Source organism: Lutibacter sp., from assembly GCF_033723435.1.
GTDB lineage: Bacteria > Bacteroidota > Bacteroidia > Flavobacteriales > Flavobacteriaceae > Lutibacter.
In genome coordinates, this window is record NZ_JAWVXC010000006.1 from 160,943 (window position 1) to 182,201 (window position 21,259).

28 protein-coding genes are annotated in these 21,259 nt (G+C 29.8%); 4 read left to right on the forward strand and 24 right to left on the reverse strand.

Annotation, left to right across the window (positions count from 1 at the left end; all coding sequences use genetic code 11):
- The first annotated feature begins 22 nt into the window (after nt 1-22).
- The 4 genes from R3342_RS10380 (at nt 23) to R3342_RS10395 (ending at nt 4,873) form a co-directional block, all read left to right on the forward strand.
- Nucleotides 23-364 carry a PadR family transcriptional regulator gene (locus R3342_RS10380; protein ID WP_318939965.1) on the forward strand — a complete coding sequence of 114 codons (342 nt, stop codon included), beginning with the start codon at nt 23-25 and terminating at the stop codon, nt 362-364.
- On the forward strand, nt 361-2,103 hold the full coding sequence (locus R3342_RS10385) for a PspC domain-containing protein (RefSeq protein ID WP_318939966.1): 1,743 nt from the start codon (nt 361-363) through the stop codon (nt 2,101-2,103). Before R3342_RS10380 ends, R3342_RS10385 begins: the two co-directional genes overlap by 4 nt.
- Nucleotides 2,104-2,197: 94 nt before the next feature.
- A complete protein-coding gene (locus R3342_RS10390) occupies nt 2,198-2,920 on the forward strand; it encodes a head GIN domain-containing protein (protein WP_318939967.1) in 723 nt (240 codons plus the stop codon).
- A gap of 153 nt (nt 2,921-3,073) precedes the next feature.
- Entirely contained in the window at nt 3,074-4,873 is a 1,800-nt protein-coding gene (locus R3342_RS10395) for a hypothetical protein (protein WP_318939968.1), read from the forward strand.
- Nucleotides 4,874-4,908: 35 nt separating this feature from the next.
- Here the strand turns inward: R3342_RS10395 and R3342_RS10400 are convergent, their stop codons facing one another.
- The 24 genes from R3342_RS10400 to rplX form a co-directional block, all read right to left on the reverse strand.
- Entirely contained in the window at nt 4,909-5,334 is a 426-nt protein-coding gene (locus R3342_RS10400; protein WP_318939969.1) for an Rrf2 family transcriptional regulator, read from the reverse strand.
- A 23-nt stretch (nt 5,335-5,357) separates the two neighbouring features.
- Nucleotides 5,358-6,293, reverse strand: coding sequence for a citrulline utilization hydrolase CtlX (gene ctlX, locus R3342_RS10405; RefSeq protein ID WP_318940099.1), 936 nt, complete (start codon nt 6,291-6,293; stop codon nt 5,358-5,360).
- 13 nt (nt 6,294-6,306) lie between these two features.
- Nucleotides 6,307-7,224 (reverse strand): dimethylarginine dimethylaminohydrolase family protein, encoded by a 918-nt coding sequence (locus tag R3342_RS10410; RefSeq protein ID WP_413468709.1) that lies wholly within the window; start codon nt 7,222-7,224, stop codon nt 6,307-6,309.
- A gap of 66 nt (nt 7,225-7,290) precedes the next feature.
- The gene (locus tag R3342_RS10415) at nt 7,291-8,577 is read right to left on the reverse strand and encodes a citrate synthase (protein WP_318939970.1); all 1,287 of its coding nucleotides are present in this window, start codon (nt 8,575-8,577) and stop codon (nt 7,291-7,293) included.
- Between the two features lie 135 nt (nt 8,578-8,712).
- Nucleotides 8,713-10,020: a citrate (Si)-synthase gene (locus R3342_RS10420; RefSeq protein ID WP_318939971.1), complete on the reverse strand. Its 1,308-nt coding sequence runs from the start codon at nt 10,018-10,020 to the stop codon at nt 8,713-8,715.
- A gap of 198 nt (nt 10,021-10,218) precedes the next feature.
- Nucleotides 10,219-11,505 (reverse strand): phosphopyruvate hydratase, encoded by a 1,287-nt coding sequence (eno, locus tag R3342_RS10425; protein ID WP_318939972.1) that lies wholly within the window; start codon nt 11,503-11,505, stop codon nt 10,219-10,221.
- A 142-nt stretch (nt 11,506-11,647) separates the two neighbouring features.
- Nucleotides 11,648-12,760, reverse strand: a complete 1,113-nt coding sequence (carA, locus tag R3342_RS10430) for a glutamine-hydrolyzing carbamoyl-phosphate synthase small subunit (RefSeq protein WP_318939973.1) — start codon at nt 12,758-12,760, stop codon at nt 11,648-11,650.
- Between the two features lie 95 nt (nt 12,761-12,855).
- A complete protein-coding gene (rplQ, locus tag R3342_RS10435; protein WP_318939974.1) occupies nt 12,856-13,341 on the reverse strand; it encodes a 50S ribosomal protein L17 in 486 nt (161 codons plus the stop codon).
- A 36-nt stretch (nt 13,342-13,377) separates the two neighbouring features.
- Complete coding sequence (locus tag R3342_RS10440) at nt 13,378-14,370, reverse strand: DNA-directed RNA polymerase subunit alpha (protein WP_318939975.1); 993 nt, start codon at nt 14,368-14,370, stop codon at nt 13,378-13,380.
- 22 nt (nt 14,371-14,392) lie between these two features.
- Nucleotides 14,393-14,998: a 30S ribosomal protein S4 gene (gene rpsD / locus R3342_RS10445; protein WP_318939976.1), complete on the reverse strand. Its 606-nt coding sequence runs from the start codon at nt 14,996-14,998 to the stop codon at nt 14,393-14,395.
- A gap of 77 nt (nt 14,999-15,075) precedes the next feature.
- On the reverse strand, nt 15,076-15,459 hold the full coding sequence (rpsK, locus tag R3342_RS10450; RefSeq protein WP_318939977.1) for a 30S ribosomal protein S11: 384 nt from the start codon (nt 15,457-15,459) through the stop codon (nt 15,076-15,078).
- Nucleotides 15,460-15,471: 12 nt separating this feature from the next.
- Nucleotides 15,472-15,846 carry a 30S ribosomal protein S13 gene (gene rpsM / locus R3342_RS10455; protein WP_318939978.1) on the reverse strand — a complete coding sequence of 125 codons (375 nt, stop codon included), beginning with the start codon at nt 15,844-15,846 and terminating at the stop codon, nt 15,472-15,474.
- A gap of 2 nt (nt 15,847-15,848) precedes the next feature.
- On the reverse strand, nt 15,849-15,965 hold the full coding sequence (gene ykgO, locus R3342_RS10460) for a type B 50S ribosomal protein L36 (protein WP_081932050.1): 117 nt from the start codon (nt 15,963-15,965) through the stop codon (nt 15,849-15,851).
- A gap of 12 nt (nt 15,966-15,977) precedes the next feature.
- Nucleotides 15,978-16,193: a translation initiation factor IF-1 gene (gene infA, locus R3342_RS10465; RefSeq protein WP_028887454.1), complete on the reverse strand. Its 216-nt coding sequence runs from the start codon at nt 16,191-16,193 to the stop codon at nt 15,978-15,980.
- Entirely contained in the window at nt 16,193-17,527 is a 1,335-nt protein-coding gene (gene secY / locus R3342_RS10470) for a preprotein translocase subunit SecY (protein WP_318939983.1), read from the reverse strand. The genes infA and secY overlap by 1 nt, the downstream gene beginning before the upstream one ends.
- A 13-nt stretch (nt 17,528-17,540) precedes the next feature.
- Nucleotides 17,541-17,993, reverse strand: coding sequence for a 50S ribosomal protein L15 (gene rplO, locus R3342_RS10475; protein ID WP_318939984.1), 453 nt, complete (start codon nt 17,991-17,993; stop codon nt 17,541-17,543).
- 14 nt (nt 17,994-18,007) lie between these two features.
- A complete protein-coding gene (gene rpmD, locus R3342_RS10480) occupies nt 18,008-18,190 on the reverse strand; it encodes a 50S ribosomal protein L30 (protein ID WP_318939986.1) in 183 nt (60 codons plus the stop codon).
- Nucleotides 18,191-18,201: 11 nt separating this feature from the next.
- Nucleotides 18,202-18,726 (reverse strand): 30S ribosomal protein S5, encoded by a 525-nt coding sequence (rpsE, locus tag R3342_RS10485; protein ID WP_318939988.1) that lies wholly within the window; start codon nt 18,724-18,726, stop codon nt 18,202-18,204.
- Nucleotides 18,727-18,732: 6 nt separating this feature from the next.
- The gene (rplR, locus tag R3342_RS10490) at nt 18,733-19,086 is read right to left on the reverse strand and encodes a 50S ribosomal protein L18 (RefSeq protein ID WP_318939989.1); all 354 of its coding nucleotides are present in this window, start codon (nt 19,084-19,086) and stop codon (nt 18,733-18,735) included.
- A 14-nt stretch (nt 19,087-19,100) separates the two neighbouring features.
- Nucleotides 19,101-19,646 (reverse strand): 50S ribosomal protein L6, encoded by a 546-nt coding sequence (gene rplF, locus R3342_RS10495; RefSeq protein WP_318939990.1) that lies wholly within the window; start codon nt 19,644-19,646, stop codon nt 19,101-19,103.
- 18 nt (nt 19,647-19,664) lie between these two features.
- On the reverse strand, nt 19,665-20,063 hold the full coding sequence (gene rpsH / locus R3342_RS10500; RefSeq protein WP_318939991.1) for a 30S ribosomal protein S8: 399 nt from the start codon (nt 20,061-20,063) through the stop codon (nt 19,665-19,667).
- A gap of 60 nt (nt 20,064-20,123) precedes the next feature.
- Nucleotides 20,124-20,393, reverse strand: a complete 270-nt coding sequence (gene rpsN / locus R3342_RS10505; protein WP_318939992.1) for a 30S ribosomal protein S14 — start codon at nt 20,391-20,393, stop codon at nt 20,124-20,126.
- 3 nt (nt 20,394-20,396) lie between these two features.
- Nucleotides 20,397-20,948 carry a 50S ribosomal protein L5 gene (rplE, locus tag R3342_RS10510; RefSeq protein WP_318939993.1) on the reverse strand — a complete coding sequence of 184 codons (552 nt, stop codon included), beginning with the start codon at nt 20,946-20,948 and terminating at the stop codon, nt 20,397-20,399.
- A gap of 2 nt (nt 20,949-20,950) precedes the next feature.
- Nucleotides 20,951-21,256, reverse strand: coding sequence for a 50S ribosomal protein L24 (rplX, locus tag R3342_RS10515; RefSeq protein ID WP_318939995.1), 306 nt, complete (start codon nt 21,254-21,256; stop codon nt 20,951-20,953).
- Nucleotides 21,257-21,259: the final 3 nt, after the last annotated feature.

The following is a 21,259-nucleotide window of genomic DNA, read 5'->3' on the forward strand; positions in this document are numbered from 1 at the left end:
TTAATCTAAAAAGTTAACATTTATGAAGATAGAAAACACAAAAGCACAAATGCGAAAAGGCGTTTTAGAGTATTGCATATTATCCTTATTACAAAATGATGATGCTTATACCTCTGAAATACTTTCGCAGCTAAAAGATGCAAAATTATTAGTTGTGGAAGGAACCATTTATCCTTTATTAACACGACTAAAAAATGCAGGATTGCTCAGCTACAGATGGGAAGAATCTACTTCTGGCCCACCTAGAAAATACTATGCATTAACCGAAACTGGAAAACTATTTTTAAAAGAATTAAATACCACTTGGAGTGCATTAGTAGAAGCCGTAAATTTAGTAACTACCAATAAATCAGCAAAAAAATGAACAAAACAATAAATATAAATTTAGGAGGTATCTTTTTTCATATTGATGAAGTAGCATATCAAAAACTAAAACGCTATTTAGATGCCATTAGAAAATCATTAAGTGATGATCCTCAAGGACAAGATGAGATCATTAATGATATTGAACATAGAATTGGTGAATTACTTTCCGAAAGAATTACCAATGATAGACAAGTAATTAATGAAAATGACATTGATGAAATTACTAAAATTATGGGGAAACCTGAAGATTATTTAGTAGATGAAGAATTATTTGAAGATGAGTCTAATACAAAAAGAGGTTCAAATACAAATACCAAAAAGCTTTTTAGAGACGGAGATGATAAATTTTTAGGTGGTGTATGCTCAGGATTAGCACATTATGTTGGTATTGAAGTAATTTGGATGCGTATTATTTGGTTAATTCTTTTATTTGGATTTGGGATAGGATTTTTAATTTATCCTTTACTATGGATTTTAATTCCTCAAGCAGAAACAACTGCCGAAAAATTACAGATGAAAGGTGAGCCTGTTAATATTGATAATATTGAACGTAAAATTAGAGAAGAATTAAGTGGTGTTACTTCAAAAGTAAAAAAAGGGGTAAATGATGTAACAGAAACTGTTAAAAGTTCCGAATTTCAAAACAAAGCTAAATCAGGGTTGCAAGAGTTAATTGATACTCTAGGCAAAATAATACTTGCTATTTTAAATGTTTTTGGGAAATTTATTGGAGCTATTTTAATACTAATTGCAGCAATAACTTTATTAGTATTAATTTTTGGAGCTTTTTCTTGGGGAAGCATTGAAATAATGGGGTTTGGAAACACCTATAATCATATTCCTCTTTTTATTCATAACGGAATACTTCCGCCTTGGTTACTAATTGTTTTTGTTTTTATTGCTATCGGAATTCCTTTTGTGGTATTGTTTATGTTAGGATTAAGAATTCTTTCAAACAATGTAAAATCATTTAGCACTACTACCAAATTATCTTTACTAGGAGTATGGATTATAGCTTTATTAGGGTTAGGTTTTGCTGCCGTAAATTTTGCTACTCAAACTGCATATAGAGGTGCTTTTAACTCCACTGAAGAACTACATACTGCAGCAGTAGATACGTTAAAAATTAAAATGTTAAGTGATGAAAACTTATCAAATAACCAAGAACTACGTAAAAGATATAATCCAGAATTAGTATACGATAATGAAATTCAGAAATTATATTCTTCAAGAATAAATCTTGATATTAAACCTACTGAAAATGCAACAGGATATTTAAAAATTAGAAAAAATTCGGAAGGTAATAATAGATTAAATGCTAATAATACAGCTGAAAAAATAGAATATAAATACAATTTAAGCAATAACAATTTATTGCTAAATGGCTATTTTTTAAGCGATGTTGAAAACCAGTTTAAAAAACAAGTTGTTGATATTACAGTTTATTTACCTATAAATTCAGTGGTTTATTTAGATAAATCTACAAGAACCTTTTTAGATGATGTAGATAACATTCAAAATATTTATGATGGCGATATGCCAAAACATTATTATAAAGTTGAAGAAGAAGGATTAAAGTGTTTAGACTGTGACCCAAGTATTTTTGGCGAACCATATAAAAATAAAAACAATCATTTCAAATTAAATCTCGATGAAAATGGTTTAAAAATTAAAGTGAAAGATGGCGATAAAAAAGCAGACATAAAAATTGATCAAAACGGAATAAATATCGATTAACAATCTATTCATCCTAATAATTTAACAACTCAACCTAAAAATATTTATTTACTTCAACAATATATATACTTTTAAAACATTAAAAATCTAACTTATGAAAACAATCACCAAATTAGTTGCAATGCTTGTGGTTTTATTTTCCACTACTTCATGTTTTATCGATGGATTTACAGGCATTAGAGGAAATCAAAATGTGATAAGTGAAAACAGAACTATTGACTCAAAATTTAATGAAATTGATATTCAGCAAGGTATAAAACTATACTTAACACAAGGAAATTCAAATAGTTTAAAAGTGGAAGCTGATGAAAACATTATGGAACTTTTAGTTACGGAAGTAAAAAATAATCAACTAAAAATTTACTTCAAAAAAAATGTATACAAAGCAAAAGCACGAAATGTATATTTAACAACAAACTCTATTTCAAGTATAGATGCTTCAAGCGGTTCTTATGTAAAATCTGAAAATACTTGGCAATCTACTAACTTGCAAATTCATACAAGTAGCGGTAGTTCCGTTAGATTTCATGTAAATGCTGATGAAATTAGTTGTTCTGCATCTAGTGGATCAAACATTAGATTATATGGAAAAACCAATAACCTTTCCGTAAAAGCCAGTAGCGGAAGCTCTATTGATGCAGATGAATTAAATAGTGTAGATACTTATGCAAAAGCTAGTAGCGGAGCAAGTATAAATGTTAATGTATCTGGGAAATTAACCGCAAAAGCTAGTAGTGGTGGCGATGTAGATTATGAAGGAAATCCTACAACAATAGATAAAGATACCTCTTCAGGAGGTAGTGTAAATCAGAGCTAATTCCAATTTATATATTTAAATTGTTAAAGCCAGTTCAACTTGTTTGAGCTGGTTTTTTTAGTTAATTAAATTGTTAAATAATGATATCTGTCAACATAATTCATCTATAGTTAACTACCTTTACCACTATTTTAATCCATATAAATAATATACATGTCACAAAAAAATAAAGATGTCCATACATTTCATATTCCCGTAATGGGGCTGGCTTTTACTATTGACAGTCCAATTAAGGTAGCAAAATATGGTATATCTTCTGTAATTTCTATTGTAGATGATTTTATTATAGAAAAAATGAACGAGCATTATTCAAATAAATTTAAACTTCCGTTTACGGCAATTTCAACAAAAATTGAAGATTATAGAGCTAAAAGAATAACATCATACCTTAATACTGTTGATACCATTGTTAAAGAAACTTTTGAAAACTTAAAAAAGAATTTTGAAGAAAAAAATGATGAGTTAGAAAAATATATAAATCTATTTCCAAATTTTTCAGAATTAAAACAAAGTTTTAATGAAACATTTAAAAATAACACCTTAAAAGAAGATGTTAGCAAATGGATTCAAGAAAACTTGAATCTTGGAAGTATTGATGTTAACATAATGACCAAAATTGATAAAACTAATTATGTAAAAAATACGCCATTACCTTTAAAATTTAATGATGCACATGCAGCGTTACGAGGTTTTGCCAATAGTAATTTAGAGTCATCTGTGGTTTTATCTGCTGGTATGAATCCAAGGTTATATGGTTATTTTGAAGAGTTTGAAGATTTTTATCCAACTAAAGAAAACTACTTAAAAAAGAAAATTATATTAAAAGTTAGTGATTATCGTTCGGCATTAATTCAAGGTAAATTTTTAGCAAAAAAAGGTATTTGGATTTCAGAATACAGAATTGAATCGGGCTTAAATTGTGGTGGACACGCATTTGCTTCTGATGGTTATTTATTAGGACCCATTTTAGATGAATTTAAAAATAATAAAGAAACACTTACAAAAGATATTCACTCTATTTTACAAAACGCCTTACATAACAAAGGTAAACATGTTCCTGAAGAACCATTAGAACTTAAAATTACTGTTCAAGGTGGTGTTGGAACTGCAGAAGAGCATGAATTTTTATTAGATAATTACAATTTAGATTCTGTAGGCTGGGGATCCCCTTTTTTATTAGTGCCAGAGGCAACAACTGTTGACAAAAATACCATCAAAAAATTAGAACTAGCTAAAGAAAAGGATTTGTATTTAAGTAATATTTCTCCATTAGGAGTACCTTTTAACAGTTTAAAAGGTAATGCAAACGAAGTTATACGTGATTATAAAATTGCAAATAATAAAGCAGGAAGTTCTTGTCCTAAAAAATTTCTAGTTTCAAATTCAGATTTTTCAGATAAACCTATTTGTACTGCTTCAAAAAAATATCAAAATTTAAAATTACAAGCCTTAAAAGAATCTGATATTGATGAAAATGAATACACAAAAAAAGAAAATCAAATTACCGTTAAATCTTGCTTATGTGAAGGTTTGGCTAGTGCTGCTTTAATAGATAATAATATAATACAAAAAGGTGAAGATAATGGTGTTGCTATTTGCCCTGGACCAAATATGGCTTATTTTTCAAAAGAAATTTCTTTAAAAGAAATGGTTGATCATATTTACGGAAAGGCGAATGTAATTGCAACCAATAACCGACCACATATGTTTATTAAAGAACTATCGCTATATATTGATTATTTTTCGAATAAAGTAAATGAAGTAAAAGAATCTATATCCGTAAAACAAGAAAAGTATTTAACTAATTTTCAAAATAATCTAAATGATGGTATAGCATATTATCAACGTTTATTTTCAGATTTTGAATTTAATAAAGTTACTTTACTTGAGGAGCTAAATACTTTACAACAAAATTTATTTGATATTAAAATACCTGTTTTAGTTAAAGCATAAAAAAAAGACCAATTCAATTTTATTGAATTGGTCTTTTAAAATATTTGTGAGCCACATTTAAAATCGGAAAGGGTTTTGTTTTCTAATATTTTTAAAGTGCTGTCTCTTACTTCTGCCATTAAAATATTTAAACTACACTCATCTTCACTGGTACAATCATCGCAACGTTCGTAATAGTTTAAACTAACACAAGGCAACATAGCAATAGGTCCTTCAAGAATTCGTATTACTTCAGAAATTTTAATTTCATCTGAATTTTTACGTAAATAATATCCTCCGCCTTTACCCTTTTTAGATGCTAGAATTCCGTTTTTCTTTAAACTTAACAAAATACTTTCTAAAAATTTTTGAGAAATATTTTCGGAAACGGCTATCTCAGAAATTAACACAGGAATATTATTTTCTTTGTTAGCTAAATAACTTAACGCCTTTAAACCATATTTTGTCTTTTTGGAAAGCATGTATTAAAAATACAAATTTTAATTTAAGTTTTAGGTAAAAAAACTTCAGCCATCATACAACGAGCACTACCTCCACCACAAGCTTCAATAGTATCTACATTGCTATATAAAATAGTTGCATGTTTTTCTAAAACAGCTATTTGATTCTTAGTTAGACATTTATAAGCCGATTCACTCATAACAATATATTCTTTGTTATTATCACCATAAATGCTTAACATATTTCCAGCAAAATTATTTACTTGAGCTTCTGTAATATCTATAATTTCTTTACCATCTTCTTTTAAATGATTAATTAAATTTCTTCGCTCTTTTTTATCATCAATACAAGATAAACAAACCACTGCAAAATTAGGCGCCACACACATCATAACATTAGTATGATAAATTTCCATTCGCTGGTCATTTACAGTTTGATAAGCTTTAAAAATAATTGGTGTATATTCAAAGTCTTCACAAAACTCAATTAGCAAATCTTCATCTGCTCTTGGAGATAATGCACAATATGCCTTTTTATTAACTCTATCTAACACTAAACTTCCTGTTCCTTCTAAAAATAAATCATCCTCTTCTGCAGAAGTATAATCATAAAAGTTATTGATTGAAAATCCTTTCTCTTCTAAAATATCAAAAACATCTTCTCTTCTTTCCAATCTTCTATTTTCTGCAAACATTGGATACAAACCAACTGCACCATCTTGATGAAAAGAAACCCAATTATTAGGAAAAATAGAATCTGGTGTATTTGGTTCTATAGTATCTTCTACAACTATAACATTTACACCAACGTTTCTTAATTTAGCTACAAAATTATCAAATTCTTCTTTAGCTTTATTTTGGACTGTTGATGGCAAAATATTGTCTAGCACCTTTTGATAATAATTATTTACGGCTGTTTGCTCATTCATTCTAAAGGCAACTGGCCTAATCATTAAAATAGTATTGGATGCTTGTTTCATCATAAATTATTTTTTATTCTCTTTCTAATGGTAACGTTGAACAACGTAATAATCCTTCTTGTTTGGCTATTTCAGCATATGGAATTTCTTCAACCTTAAATCCATTTTCTCTTAACCAAGTATTTAACCGTGTAAAATTCTTTTCCGAAACAATTACTTCTTCTGAAATGGAAAACACGTTTGAATTCATGTTATACATTTCATCTTTAGTGATTTCAAAAATATTACTTTTTCCAAACAAATTGACTAAATAATTATAATCTTCTTCTAACAAAAAACCATTTTTATGAAGTATTGCTTTATTTTTTCCAATTGGCTGAAAACAACAATCTAAATGTAATGCATTTTCTTTTGGATTTGTAGATTTACGCAATTCAAAAGATTTCACTTTTTTGTTTGGAAACTTTTTCACAAAATAATCGACTGCTGCTTTATTTGTACGAGCAGTAATCTGATCTGGGTAATCAGGCGCAGTATAAGTTCCAATAAATAAATGTTCATTCCAAGGCATAATATCTCCTCCTTCAACGTGCACTTCTTCGGGAAGTGTTACTATTTTAGTTGAATCAATTTTATTTAAAACATGTTCAATTGCTTGTAATTCATCAATTCTATCTGGTAAAATATTAGATTTAAAAAACAAATCATCAATTACAAAACCAATGTCTCGTGCAAAAATTTGATTCACATTTTCTAATATTTCTGGTCTATATACTTTAACATTATGTTCTACAAGAACTGCATTAAATGCATCCATTTCAGCAATCATATCTTTTTCATCAGGATATGTTCCTGCTAAAACATGTTGTTTAGATTTTGGGTCGTAACAATCTTCTGGTTTTGGAATTGGTCCATTATCATTTGCAATTCCTAATATTACTGACTTTAAACTTGAAGTTTCGTTTTCTATTTTTAAAGGGATAATACTCATATTATATAAAAATAGTTTTTATATTTAAAAAACAAAAAAAGCCAAAATTCATTGGCTTTTTTGTTCTTATCTGTTATTAATTGAAGTATATTTTCTTAAATTCTCACCAATATATAATTGACGTGGGCGACCAATTGGTTCATGATTTAAACGCATTTCTCGCCATTGAGCAATCCAACCTGGTAATCTACCAATTGCAAACATAACGGTAAACATTTCAGAAGGGATACCTAATGCTTTGTATATTATTCCTGAGTAAAAATCAACATTTGGATATAATTTTCTACTAACAAAGTACTCATCTTTTAAAGCTACTTCTTCTAAATGTTTGGCAATTTTTAATGCTGGATCGTTCACATTTAAATCTGCAAGTACTTCATCTGCTGCCGATTTAATAATACGAGCTCTTGGATCGAAATTTTTGTAAACTCTATGTCCAAATCCCATTAATCTAAACGGATCATCTTTATCTTTTGCTTTTAAAATATATTTTTCAACATCTCCTCCATCATTCTGAATTTGCTCTAACATTTCTATAACTGCTTGATTTGCTCCTCCATGAAGTCTTCCCCATAATGCCGAAACTCCAGCTGAAATAGAGGCAAATAATCCTGCTTCTGAAGAACCAACAATTCTAACTGTTGATGTAGAACAATTTTGCTCATGATCTTCGTGCAATATTAATAATTGATCTAATGCTTTAATAATAATAGGATTTTGTACGTATTTTTCAGTAGGAATTCTAAATAACATTTGCATGATATTTGAAATATAATCTAATGAATTATCTGCATAATTTAACGGAGTTCCTTTATTTTTACTATGAGCCCAAGCTGCTAAAACTGGAAATTTAGCTAATATTTTAACAATAGCATTGTACATTTCACTTTCAGAATTTATATCAACTGTAGCTGGATTAAATGCTGTTAATGCACTTGTTAAAGAAGAAAGCATTCCCATTGGATGAGCAACCTTTGGAAAACCATCAATAATATCTTTTATTTCTTCATTTAATAAAGAATGAGATTTAATATCTTTTTCAAATTTATTGAACTGTTCTTTTGTTGGTAAATTTCCAAAAATAATTAAATAAGCTACTTCCAAAAAATTAGAATTTGCTGCCAAATCTTCTATAGCATAACCTCTATATCGTAAAATTCCTTCTTCCCCATTCAAAAAAGTTATTTCACTTTTACAAGATCCTGTGTTTTTGTATCCTGAATCTAAAGTTATAATACCATTTGTTGCACTTCGTAATGATTTTATATCGATTGCTATTTCATTTTCAGAGCCTCTTAAAATTGGAAATTCAAATTTTTTCCCATCTATTTCTAATATTGCCTTTTCACTCATTGTCTATTTATTTAAATTAAAAATCCGTACGAAAATACGAAAATTAAAGGTCTTTTTAAAATGTAACTACTAATAAATATTCATAAAAAAAACACCACTAAAAGTGGTGTTTTTTTAAATAATTATAACTAAAATTTAATTGGCATGAACCATATCTTCTATCATCTTAGTTGTTAATGATTTTGGTCTTTCTAATGAATAACCCAAAGCTCTATCCCAAATAATATTAGATAATACGCCTAATGAACGTCCTATTGCAAATAATACAGTATAAAAATCGTATTGAGTTACACCATAATGCCATTGAACAACACCTGATTGTGCATCTACATTTGGCCAAGGGTTTTTAGCTTTACCATGTTCTCTTAAAATATCTGGAACTACTTTATATAAAGCATCTACATATTTAAATAAGTCATCTTCAGGTAAGTGTTTTAAACAAAACTCTCTTTGAACTGAATATCTAGGGTCTGTTTTACGTAAAACAGCATGACCGTATCCTGGTATTACTTGTCCGCTATTTAAAGTATCCCAAACATATTTTTTCATTTCTTCTTCAGATGGTAACTTACCTCCCATTTGTTCTCTTAATCCTTGAAGCCAACGAAGTACTTCTTGATTTGCTAAACCATGTAAAGGACCTGCTAAACCATTAATCATTGCTGAGTTAGCATAATAAACATCTGATAACGAACTTGCAACTAAATGTCCAGTATGTGCACTTACATTTCCACTTTCGTGATCTGCGTGTATAATAAAGTACATTCTTGAAACGTCATCATAAGGTTTATCTTTACCCATCATATATGCAAAATTTGCTCCTAAATCTAAAGTTGGATCTGCATATCGATGTCCTTTTTCTGGATGGTATAATTTATTATAAATATAAGCTCCAATTAAAGGCATTTTAGCTAATAAATTAGTTGCATCTTCATAAGTTGCATCCCAATAATCCATTTTGCTCATACCTTGTTTATATTTTATGTTAAAAAGAGATTCTCTTTCTAAACTCATAACTGCAGCCGATAAAATTGCCATTGGACTACTTTCACTTGGAAAAGCATCAATTACATCTTTAACGTATTGAGGAATTGTTCTTCTATTATTAAAATCTACCATTAAATCTTCTACTTCTTTTTGAGTAGGCATATCTCCTGTTAGTAATAAATAATACAATCCTTCTACATAAGGCATTTCTGCTCCTTTTGGTTTAGGTAATTTTTCTAAAACTTCTGGTAGAGTAAAACCTCTGTATCTAATTCCTTCCATAGGATCTAAATATGAGATATCTGTAACTAAACTTTTAATACCTCTCATTCCACCTATAATTTGTGAAACCTTTACTTGGTCAACAACGCTATCTCCAAACTCCTTTACTAACCTTGCTGTTTTTGGGCGTTGAACTTGAATTTTTTCATACAATTTATCTTTTAAACCGCTCATAATTCTGTTTTTTTTATGTTATTTTTCTACAATCTTCTCAAAGTTAATAAGTTATACCTCTGAAAAAGATGATAAATATCATATTATACTTTTAATTTTAGTAACTTTTGATACTAATAGAAACAAAATTTATACGTAAATAAGAAAGCCAGCATTGAATAATGCTAGCTTTATATAAATTATATAATTAATTGAATATTAGATTTTAAACGCTGCTTTTTGTGGAAAAAATGCGGTATCACCTAATTCCTCTTCAATTCGAAGTAACTGATTGTATTTTGCAATTCTATCTGTTCTTGAAGCTGAACCTGTTTTAATTTGCCCAGTATTTAAAGCAACTGCTAAATCTGCAATAGTAGTATCTTCTGTTTCACCTGATCTATGAGAAATAACACAAGTGTAACCTGCATTATGAGCCATATTAATAGCTGCAATAGTTTCCGTTAAAGTTCCTATTTGATTTAGTTTAATTAATATTGAGTTTGCAGATCCTTCTTTTATACCTCTAGATAATCTTTCAACATTAGTTACAAATAAATCATCTCCAACAATTTGAACTTTATTACCAATGGTTTCATTTAATAATTTCCATCCATTCCAATCATCTTCAGCCATACCATCTTCAATAGATATAATAGGATATTTTTCAGATAACTCTTTTAAATAAGCTACTTGTTCTGCTGAATTTCTAACTGCTCCATTTTCTCCTTCAAATTTTCTATAATCATATTTGCCATCAACATAAAATTCTGAAGATGCTGGATCAAGTGCAATCATTACTTCTTCTCCTGCTTTATAACCTGCTTTTGTAATTGCTTTTATTACTGTTTCAAGTGCATCTTCAATACCATCAAAGTTTGGAGCAAAACCTCCTTCATCTCCAACTGCTGTACTTAAACCTCTATCTTTCAATACTTTTTTAAGATTATGAAAAATTTCTGTTCCCATTTTTATAGCTTGGGTGAAATTTTTTGCCATTACTGGCATAATCATAAACTCTTGAAAAGCAATAGGTGCGTCAGAATGCGAACCTCCATTTACAATATTCATCATTGGTACTGGTAGAGTATTTGCACTAACTCCCCCAATATATCTGTATAATGGCAAATTAAGCTCATTGGCTGCTGCTTTTGCAACTGCAAGTGAAACACCTAAAATAGCATTAGCACCTAATTTAGCTTTATTTGTCGTACCATCTAGTTCAATTAAAAAATTGTCAATTTCATTTTGTTCAAAAATAGAATAACCAACTATTTCTGGAGCAATTATAGTATTTACATTATTTACAGCTGTTAAAACTCCTTTACCCATATAATCTTTTCCACCATCGCGTAATTCTACAGCTTCATGCTCACCAGTTGAAGCGCCAGATGGCACAGCTGCTCTACCCAAAACTCCATTTTCAGTCACCACATCAACCTCAACAGTTGGATTTCCTCTTGAATCAAAAATTTGACGTGCATGAACACTTAATATTATACTCATTTTATTATTGTTTAAAATTATTTTTCTGTGTTTCAAAGTTACAAAATAAGTCTTAATTAGGCTTTATTTTGAAAGTGATTGTACGATAACGTTTTCGAATATTTTCAAAAATAAATACGCTTAAATTGAATATTCTTTAAATTTAATTTGATTTTTTATAAGTAATAATATTTTCAATAAATTGATCAAATAAATAGGAAGAGTCATGTGGTCCAGGATTAGCTTCTGGATGGTATTGAACTGAAAAACAATTTTTATGTTTCATTTTCATTCCTGATAAAGTATTATCATTTAAATGAATGTGTGTAATTTCAAATTCCTCGTTTTTTTCAACTTCTTCTTTATTCACAACAAAACCATGGTTTTGAGAAGTGATTTCTCCTTTCCCTGTTATTAAATTTTTAACTGGATGGTTTATACCTCTATGCCCGTTATGCATTTTGTAGGTTGAAATTCCATTTGCCAAAGCAATAATTTGATGCCCTAAACATATTCCAAATAAAGGTAAATCTCTTTTTAAAATTTCACGAGTAAGTTCTTGAGCTTCTTTTAATGGAGTTGGATCTCCTGGACCATTCGACAAAAAATAACCATCAGGTTTAAAGGCTTCTAAATCTTCAAAAGACGCATTGTATGGAAACACTTTAATATAACAATCCCTTTCCGCCAAATTCATTAAAATGCTCTTTTTAATTCCTATATCTAACGCTGCAATTTTATATTTGGCATTTTCATCTCCAAAAAAGTAAGGCTTTTTAGTTGATACTTTCGAAGCCAATTCTAATCCATCCATAGACGGAATAAGTTTTAATTCCTTTTTTAATTTTTGCAGGTCAGTTTCTGTTGAAATTACAGCATTCATGGCTCCTTTATCTCTAATATATCTAACCACTGCACGTGTGTCAATATTTTGAACAGCCATAACTTGTTGTTCGTTAAAGTAGTTTTCTAAAGAATCATCTGAATTTGCTCGTGAAGGATTATAATTAAAATTTTTACAAACTAAACCTGCAATTTTTATGGAGTCGGATTCATTTTCATTTTTATTAACTCCGTAATTACCAATATGGGCATTAGTTGTAAGCATTATTTGCCCATAATAAGAAGGGTCTGTAAATACTTCTTGATAACCTGTTACGCCAGTGTTAAAACAAATTTCACCAAATGCAGTTCCATCTTTCCCTATGGATGTTCCTTCAAAAACAGTTCCGTCTTCTAATAATAAAATAGCTTTTTTTTGCTGTTTGTATTTCATAAAATAAATATTGTTACAATTTAAATATTCAAATATAAAAAAAAGGATAAACTAAAAATTTAGCTTATCCCTTTTGTATGAGTTAATAATTAACATTAATTATCTTTCTTTTCATCTTCAGTAGTTTCTTCAACTTTAGTTTCGGTAGCTTTAGCTTCAGTAGCTTTTGATTTACCTCTACGTGTTGTTTTCTTTTTCTTTTTACTGTTTGGATTGTACGTTGTATTATAATCTACTAATTCAACCATAGCCATAGAAGCATTATCTCCTTGACGATTACCTAATTTTATAATACGTAAATATCCACCTGGACGATCTGCAATTTTTACTGAAACTTCTTTAAACAATTCAGTAACTGCATATTTGTTTTTTAAATAACTAAATACAACTCTACGGTTATGAGTAGTATCTTCTTTTGATTTTGTAATCAATGGTTCAACATAAACTCTTAAAGCTTTTGCTTTAGCAACCGTTGTATTAATACGTTTGTGTTCTATTAATGAACAAGCCATATTAGCTAACATTGCTTTCCTATGAGCAGATTGTCTTCCTAAGTGATTAAATTTCTTTCCGTGTCTCATCTCTTATGCTTTACTAATTAAAACTTTCGTTTTAAATTAATCTTTATCTAATTTATATTTACCTAAATCCATTCCAAAATTTAATCCTTTATTATGAACTAGTTCATCAAGTTCTGTTAAAGATTTTTTTCCGAAATTACGGAATTTCATTAAGTCATTTTTGTTGAAGGATACTAAGTCTCCTAAAGTATCAACCTCAGCAGCTTTTAAACAGTTTAAAGCTCTTACTGATAAGTCCATATCTACCAATTTAGTTTTTAATAATTGGCGCATATGTAATGATTCTTCATCATATGTTTCAGTTTGAGCAATTTCATCAGCTTCTAAAGTAATGCGTTCATCAGAGAATAACATAAAATGATGAATTAATATTTTAGCTGCTTCTGTTAAAGCGTTTTTAGGTGTTATTGAACCATCTGTAGTGATATCAAAAATTAGTTTTTCATAATCTGTTTTTTGTTCAACACGATAGTTTTCAATAGAGTATTTTACATTTTTAATTGGTGTATAAATTGAATCTGTAAAAATTGTACCTAAAGCTACTCCTGATTTTTTATTTTCTTCTGCAAGAACAAATCCTCTACCTTTTTCAATGGTAATTTCAAAATCTAATTTCACTGATTTCTCCATATTACAAATTACCAAGTCATGATTTAATACTTGGAAACCTGAAATATATTTTTGCAAATCTCCAGCAGTTAATTGCTCTTGATTTGTAATAGAAATATTTACAGTTTCTCTATCTGAATCTTCAATTTGTTTCTTAAAACGAACTTGTTTTAAGTTCAAAATAATTTCAGTAACATCTTCAACAACTCCTTTTATTGTTGAAAATTCATGTTCTATACCTTCAATACGAAGAGATGTTATTGCAAACCCTTCTAATGAAGATAATAGCACCCTTCTTAAAGCATTACCAACAGTTAAACCAAAACCTGGTTCTAATGGACGAAATTCAAATCTACCTTGAAAATCGGTAGAATCAATCATAATTACTTTATCTGGTTTTTGAAAATTTAAAATTGCCATAATTGAATTGGTATCTTTAAAATTATTTAGAGTATAACTCTACGATTAATTGTTCTTTAATGGTTTCTGGAATTTGAATTCTTTCAGGTACACTAACAAAGTTCCCTTGTTTAGTTTCTGAATTCCATGATAACCATTCGTAAACGTCAGATCTACCTGCAAGTGAATCTTCAATAGCAACTAACGATTTTGATTTTTCTCTTACTGCAACAACATCTCCTGCTTTTAATGAATAGGATGGAATGTTAACAATATCTCCATTAACTGTAATGTGACGGTGAGAAACTAATTGACGGGCTCCACTTCTACTTGGAGCAATACCTAAACGATAAACAACGTTGTCTAAACGAGATTCACAAAGTTGTAATAAAATTTCACCAGTAATACCTTTACTACTTGATGCTTTTTTAAATAAATTAGAAAATTGTTTTTCTAAAATACCATAGGTATATTTAGCTTTTTGTTTTTCGGCTAACTGGATTGCGTATTCAGATTTTTTACCTCTACGTCTGTTATTTCCATGTTGCCCTGGAGGATAATTTCTTTTTTCAAAAGCTTTATCATCTCCAAAAATTGCTTCTCCAAATTTACGAGCAATTTTAGTTTTTGGTCCTGTATATCTTGCCATTTTTTATTATTAATGATAGGGATTATGAATTAAGGCTGTCCTTCGATAATCATTAAATCCTATCGGTTAAAATTTAATTATACTCTTCTTCTTTTCGGAGGTCTACATCCATTATGTGGCATTGGCGTAACATCAATAATTTCAGTTACTTCAATTCCTGCATTATGAATAGATCTTATTGCAGACTCTCTACCGTTTCCTGGTCCTTTTACAAATACTTTAACTTTTCTCATTCCAGCTTCGTGTGCAACTTGTGCACAATCTTCTGCTGCTAATTGAGCTGCATAAGGTGTGTTTTTTTTAGAACCTCTAAAACCCATTTTACCTGCTGAAGACCAAGATATTACTTCTCCTTTTTTATTAGTAAGAGAAATAATAATATTGTTAAATGAAGCGGTAACATGTGCTTCACCAACTGTCTCAACAATAACTTTACGCTTTTTTGAACTAGATTTCGCCATTTTCTTTAGTTATTATTTAGTTGCTTTTTTCTTATTAGCTACGGTTTTACGTTTACCTTTTCTGGTTCTAGAATTGTTTTTAGTTCTTTGACCTCTTAATGGTAAACCTGATCTGTGACGAATACCTCTGTAACATCCTATATCCATTAAACGTTTAATGCTTAATTGAATTTCGGAACGTAATTCTCCTTCAATTTTAAAAGAACCAACTTGTTCCCTTATATTATGAATTTCATCATCCGTCCAATCTTGAACTTTTGTGTTTTCGTCAACTTTTGCTGCAGCTAAAATTTCTTTAGCTCTACTTTTTCCAATTCCGAAAATATAGGTTAATGCTATAACCCCTCGTTTATTTTTTGGAATATCAATACCTGCTATTCTTGCCATAATTATCCTTGTCTTTGTTTAAATCTAGGATTCTTTTTATTGATTACATATAATCTGCCTTTTCTACGCACAATTTTGCACTCGGCACTTCTCTTTTTTACTGATGTTCTAACTTTCATCGGTTTAATACTTTAATATCTGTAAGTAATTCTTGCTTTTGATAAATCATACGGACTCATTTCTAACTTCACTTTATCTCCAGGTAAAAGTTTAATATAATGCATACGCATTTTACCCGAAATATGTGCAGTTACCACATGTCCGTTTTCCAACTCTACACGAAACATTGCATTAGACAAAGCTTCAGTAATTGTTCCATCTTGTTGTATGGCTGGTTGTTTTGCCATTATATAGCTGATTTTCGTTTAGTTCCTTTTTTCATTAAACCATCATAATGACGATTTAGTAAATGAGAGTTAATTTGTTGAATGGTATCAATTGCAACTCCTACCATAATTAACAATGAGGTTCCTCCATAAAATAATGCCCAAGAATGTGTTATTCCAAAATTAATAACAATAGATGGCAAAATAGCTACTAATGCTAAAAATATGGATCCTGGAAATGTTATTAATGACAAAATACGATCTAATAATTCAGCAGTATCTTTTCCTGGTCTAATTCCAGGTATAAATCCACCACTTCGTTTTAAATCATCTGCCATTTTGTTTGTTGGAATAGTAATTGCTGTATAAAAATAACTAAATATTATAATTAAAAAAGCAAATAATAAGTTATACCAAACTCCAAACATATTTCCAAATTCAAGTCCAATAGACTTAATAATTTGATTATCTGATCTTCCTAATAATGCAGGCGCAAACATAATTGCTTGTGCAAATATTATCGGCATTACACCAGAAGAATTTAATTTTAATGGAATATAATCTCTTGCTCCGGCAACACTTTTAATATTACCAGCAACAGATTTTCTTGCATACTGAACCGATATTCTTCTAACTGCAGTAACTAAATATACACTTATCAAAATTACTAAGAACCATACTACAATTTCAATTAAAATCATAATTAATCCTCCATTTGAAGCGGTAACTTTAGAAACAGCCTCTTGAAAGAATGCACCTGGAAAACGAGCAATAATACCAATCATAATTAATAACGAAATACCGTTACCAATACCTTTATCTGTAATTTTTTCACCAAGCCACATAGCAAAAATAGTACCCGCAGTTAACACAACCATAGAGGTTAACCAAAACATAGTTCCACTAATGTAAAATGCTGATGAAGGAATTAATTGATAAATATTTGTAATATAAGCTGGTCCTTGAACCATAGTAATTGCTATAGTTAACCAACGTGTAATTTGATTTATTTTCTTTCTTCCGCTTTCTCCATCTTTTTGAAGTTTTTGCAAATAAGGAACTGCGATTCCCATTAACTGAACAACAATAGATGCTGAAATGTAAGGCATAATACCTAAAGCTACTACTGAAGCTTTTGCAAAAGCTCCACCAGTAAACATATCTAATAAACCTAAAATTCCTCCACCACTTGTTTGATTATGCAATGCAGCTTGAGCTACAGCAATATCAATTCCTGGTAATGGAATTTGAGCAGCAAAACGATAAATTGCCATAAAGCCAAGCGTTAATAGAATTTTATTTCTAAGTTCTTCTATTTTCCAAATGTCTTGTATGGTTTGAATAAATTCTTTCATTGCTTTTTATTAATTATATCGTTTCTGCTGTACCACCTGCACTTTCAATAGCTGCTTTAGCTGTTGCAGTATATTTATGAACAGTAATATTTAATTTTGCTTTAAGCTCTCCGTTACCTAATATTTTTACTAAATCATTTTTACGTGCTAAACGGTTTTCAACCAAAACGTCTAATGTAACTGTATCCTTCACTTTTTTATCATCTACTAAAGATTGAAGTTTACTTAAATTTACACCAACATATTCTTTTCGGTTAATGTTTTTAAATCCAAATTTTGGAACACGTCTTTGTAAAGGCATTTGACCTCCTTCAAAACCTACTTTTCTTGAATAACCTGATCTAGATTTTGCTCCTTTATGTCCACGAGTAGCAGTTCCACCTTTTCCTGATCCTTCTCCTCTACCAATTCGTTTCCCTTGAGTTTTAACTGAACCTTTAGCAGGTTGTAAGTTATTTAATGTCATCGCTTTATAAATTGTTATTTAATTTCTTCAACAGAAACTAAGTGTTTAACTTTATTTACCATTCCAAGGATTGAAGGAGTAGCTTCGTGCTCCACAACCTGATTCATGTTATGTAAACCTAGAGCTTCAAGAGTTCTTTTTTGATCTTTTGGACGTCTAATTTTACTTCTAACTTGTGTTACTTTTATTTTTGCCATAGTACTTCCTTTTAACCATTAAACACTTTATCTAAAGAAATACCTCTTTCTTTAGCAATCATACTAGCACTTCTAAGTTGTAATAAAGCATCAAAAGTTGCTTTTACAACATTATGAGGGTTTGATGAACCTTGTGATTTTGAAAGTACATCATGAACTCCTACAGATTCCAATACGGCACGAACCGCTCCACCTGCAATAACTCCAGTACCATGTGATGCTGGTTTTAAAAACACTCTTGCTCCTCCAAATTTACCTTTTTGTTCGTGTGGTAAAGTTTGGTTAAAAATAGGAATTCTAACTAAGTTTTTCTTTGCATCTTCTATTGCTTTTGCAATTGCTGAAGCAACATCTTTAGATTTACCTAAACCATGTCCAACAACACCATTTCCATCTCCAACTACAACAATAGCTGAAAATCCAAATGCTCTACCTCCTTTAGTTACTTTAGTAACTCTTTGAACACCTACTAAATGATCTTGTAGTTCTAAACCGCTAGGTTTTACTCTTTCTACGTTTTTGTATTTATGATACATATTATACTAAAATTTTAAACCTGCTTCTCTTGCAGCGTCTGCTAGAGCTTTAACTCTACCGTGATACAAAAATCCATTTCTATCAAATGCAATAGTTTCAACTCCAGCTTTAATTGCCTTTTCTGCAACTGATTTACCAACTAATTTGGCAATTTCTGATTTTGACCCTTTGGATTCAATTTCTTTATCTCTTGATGATACAGATACTAATGTTGTACCTGTTTTATCATCTACTAATTGAGCATAAATTTCTTTATTACTTCTAAACACAGATAATCTAGGTTTAGTTGCAGTTCCAAAAACTACTTTTCTAATTCTGTGTTTAATTCTTTGTCTTCTTTCAAGCTTTGATAATGCCATAATACTATAACTTATTATGCAGATTTACCTGCTTTTCTTCTTAATACTTCTCCTACAAATTTAACTCCTTTTCCTTTGTATGGTTCTGGTTTACGGAAAGCTCTAATTTTTGCCGCAACTGCACCTACTAATTGTTTATCAAACGAAGTTAATTTAACTATTGGATTTTTTCCTTTTTCAGAAACTGTTTCAACTTTTACTTCTGGAGCAACATCTAAAATAATATTGTGTGAAAATCCTAAAGCTAAGTCTAGTACTTGTCCTTGGTTTGAGGCTCTATAACCTACACCTACAAGTTCAAGTTCTTTAGTCCATCCTTTAGATACACCAACAATCATATTATTAATTAATGACCTATATAAACCATGTTTTGCTTTATGGCTTTTACTTTCAGATGGTCGTTTTAAAACAATAGTTCCATCTATAGCTTCAACAGTAATATCATCTGTAATTTCCTGTGATAATTCTCCTAATTTACCTTTTACAGTAACTACATTATTATTAATTTCAAATGTAACTCCTTCTGGTAAAGTAATTGGATTATTTCCTATTCTTGACATCTTTGTTCAGTTTATTTATTAATATACAAAACATAATACTTCTCCTCCTACATGTTGTTGACGAGCTTGTTTGCTTGTCATCACACCTTTTGAAGTAGATACTATTGCTATGCCTAATCCATTTAACACACGTGGCAAATCATTAGCTCCAAAATATTTTCGTAATCCTGGTGTACTAACTCTCTGTAATTTTTTTATTACGGATGCCTTTGTTTCTTTATTATATTTTAAAGCTATTTTAATAACACCTTGAACGTTATTATCTTCAAATTTATAGCTTAAAATGTAACCTTGATCAAATAAGATCTTGGTAATTTCTTTTTTAATTTTTGAAGCCGGAATTTCAACAACTCTGTGGCCTGCCATAATTGCATTTCTAACTCGTGTTAGATAATCTGCGATTGGATCTGTAATCATATTTATTAATTTGCGGTTTCGGTTTTCAATATTTTATTGAACCTAAAACCAATTTATAATTTACCAGCTAGCCTTTTTAACTCCTGGTATTAACCCTTGGTTGGCCATTTCACGGAAAGTTACACGTGATATACCAAATTGCCTCATATAACCTTTTGGTCTTCCTGTTAATTTACAACGATTGTGTAAACGAACTGGTGATGCATTTTTTGGTAGTTTTTGTAATGCTTCATAATCTCCAGCTTCTTTTAAAGCTTTACGTTTTTCAGCATATTTATCTACTAACTTTCTTCTTTTAACCTCGCGGGCTTTCATTGATTCTTTAGCCATTTCTTATTTTTTTTTAAATGGTAAACCTAATTCACTTAATAATGATTTTGCCTCTTTATCAGTATTTGCAGATGTTACAAATGTAATATCCATACCTCCAATTTTGTGCACTTTATCAATATCAATTTCAGGGAAAATGATTTGTTCTGTAATACCTAAATTATAGTTTCCTCTGCCATCAAAACCATTAGCTTTAATACCATTGAAATCTCTAACACGTGGTAAAGCAGTTGTTACTAATTTATCTAAAAAATCGAACATTTTATCTCCTCTAAGTGTAACTTTTGCACCAATTGGCATTCCTTTACGAAGTTTGAATGTTGCAACGTCTTTTTTAGATATTGTTGATATAGCTTGTTGTCCAGAAATATTTGTTAATTCTTCAACTGCATAATCAACTAATTTTTTATCAGCTACAGCAGCACCAACTCCTTTACTAATTACAATTTTTTGTAATTTAGGAACTTGCATTACATTTTTATAACTGAATTCTTCAGTAAGAGCTTTAATAACTCTAGTTTTATATTCTTCTTTAAGTCTTGGTGTATAAGCCATATCTAAATTACTTTATCAGATTTTTTTGAAACCCTAACTTTTTTACCATCTTCAATTCTAAATTTAACTTTAGTTGGTTCTCCATTTTCAACTAACATTAAATTAGAAATGTGTATAGAAGCTTCTTTTTTTACTATTCCTCCTTGCGGATTTTGAGCACTTGGTTTGGTGTGTTTTGAAATCAAATTAACACCTTCAACAGTAGCTCTGTTTTTGTTAGCAAAAACTTCAACTACTTTACCTTGTTCTCCTTTATGGTCACCTGCCATAACTTTAACAGTATCTCCTGATTTTATCTTTAACTTCATTTT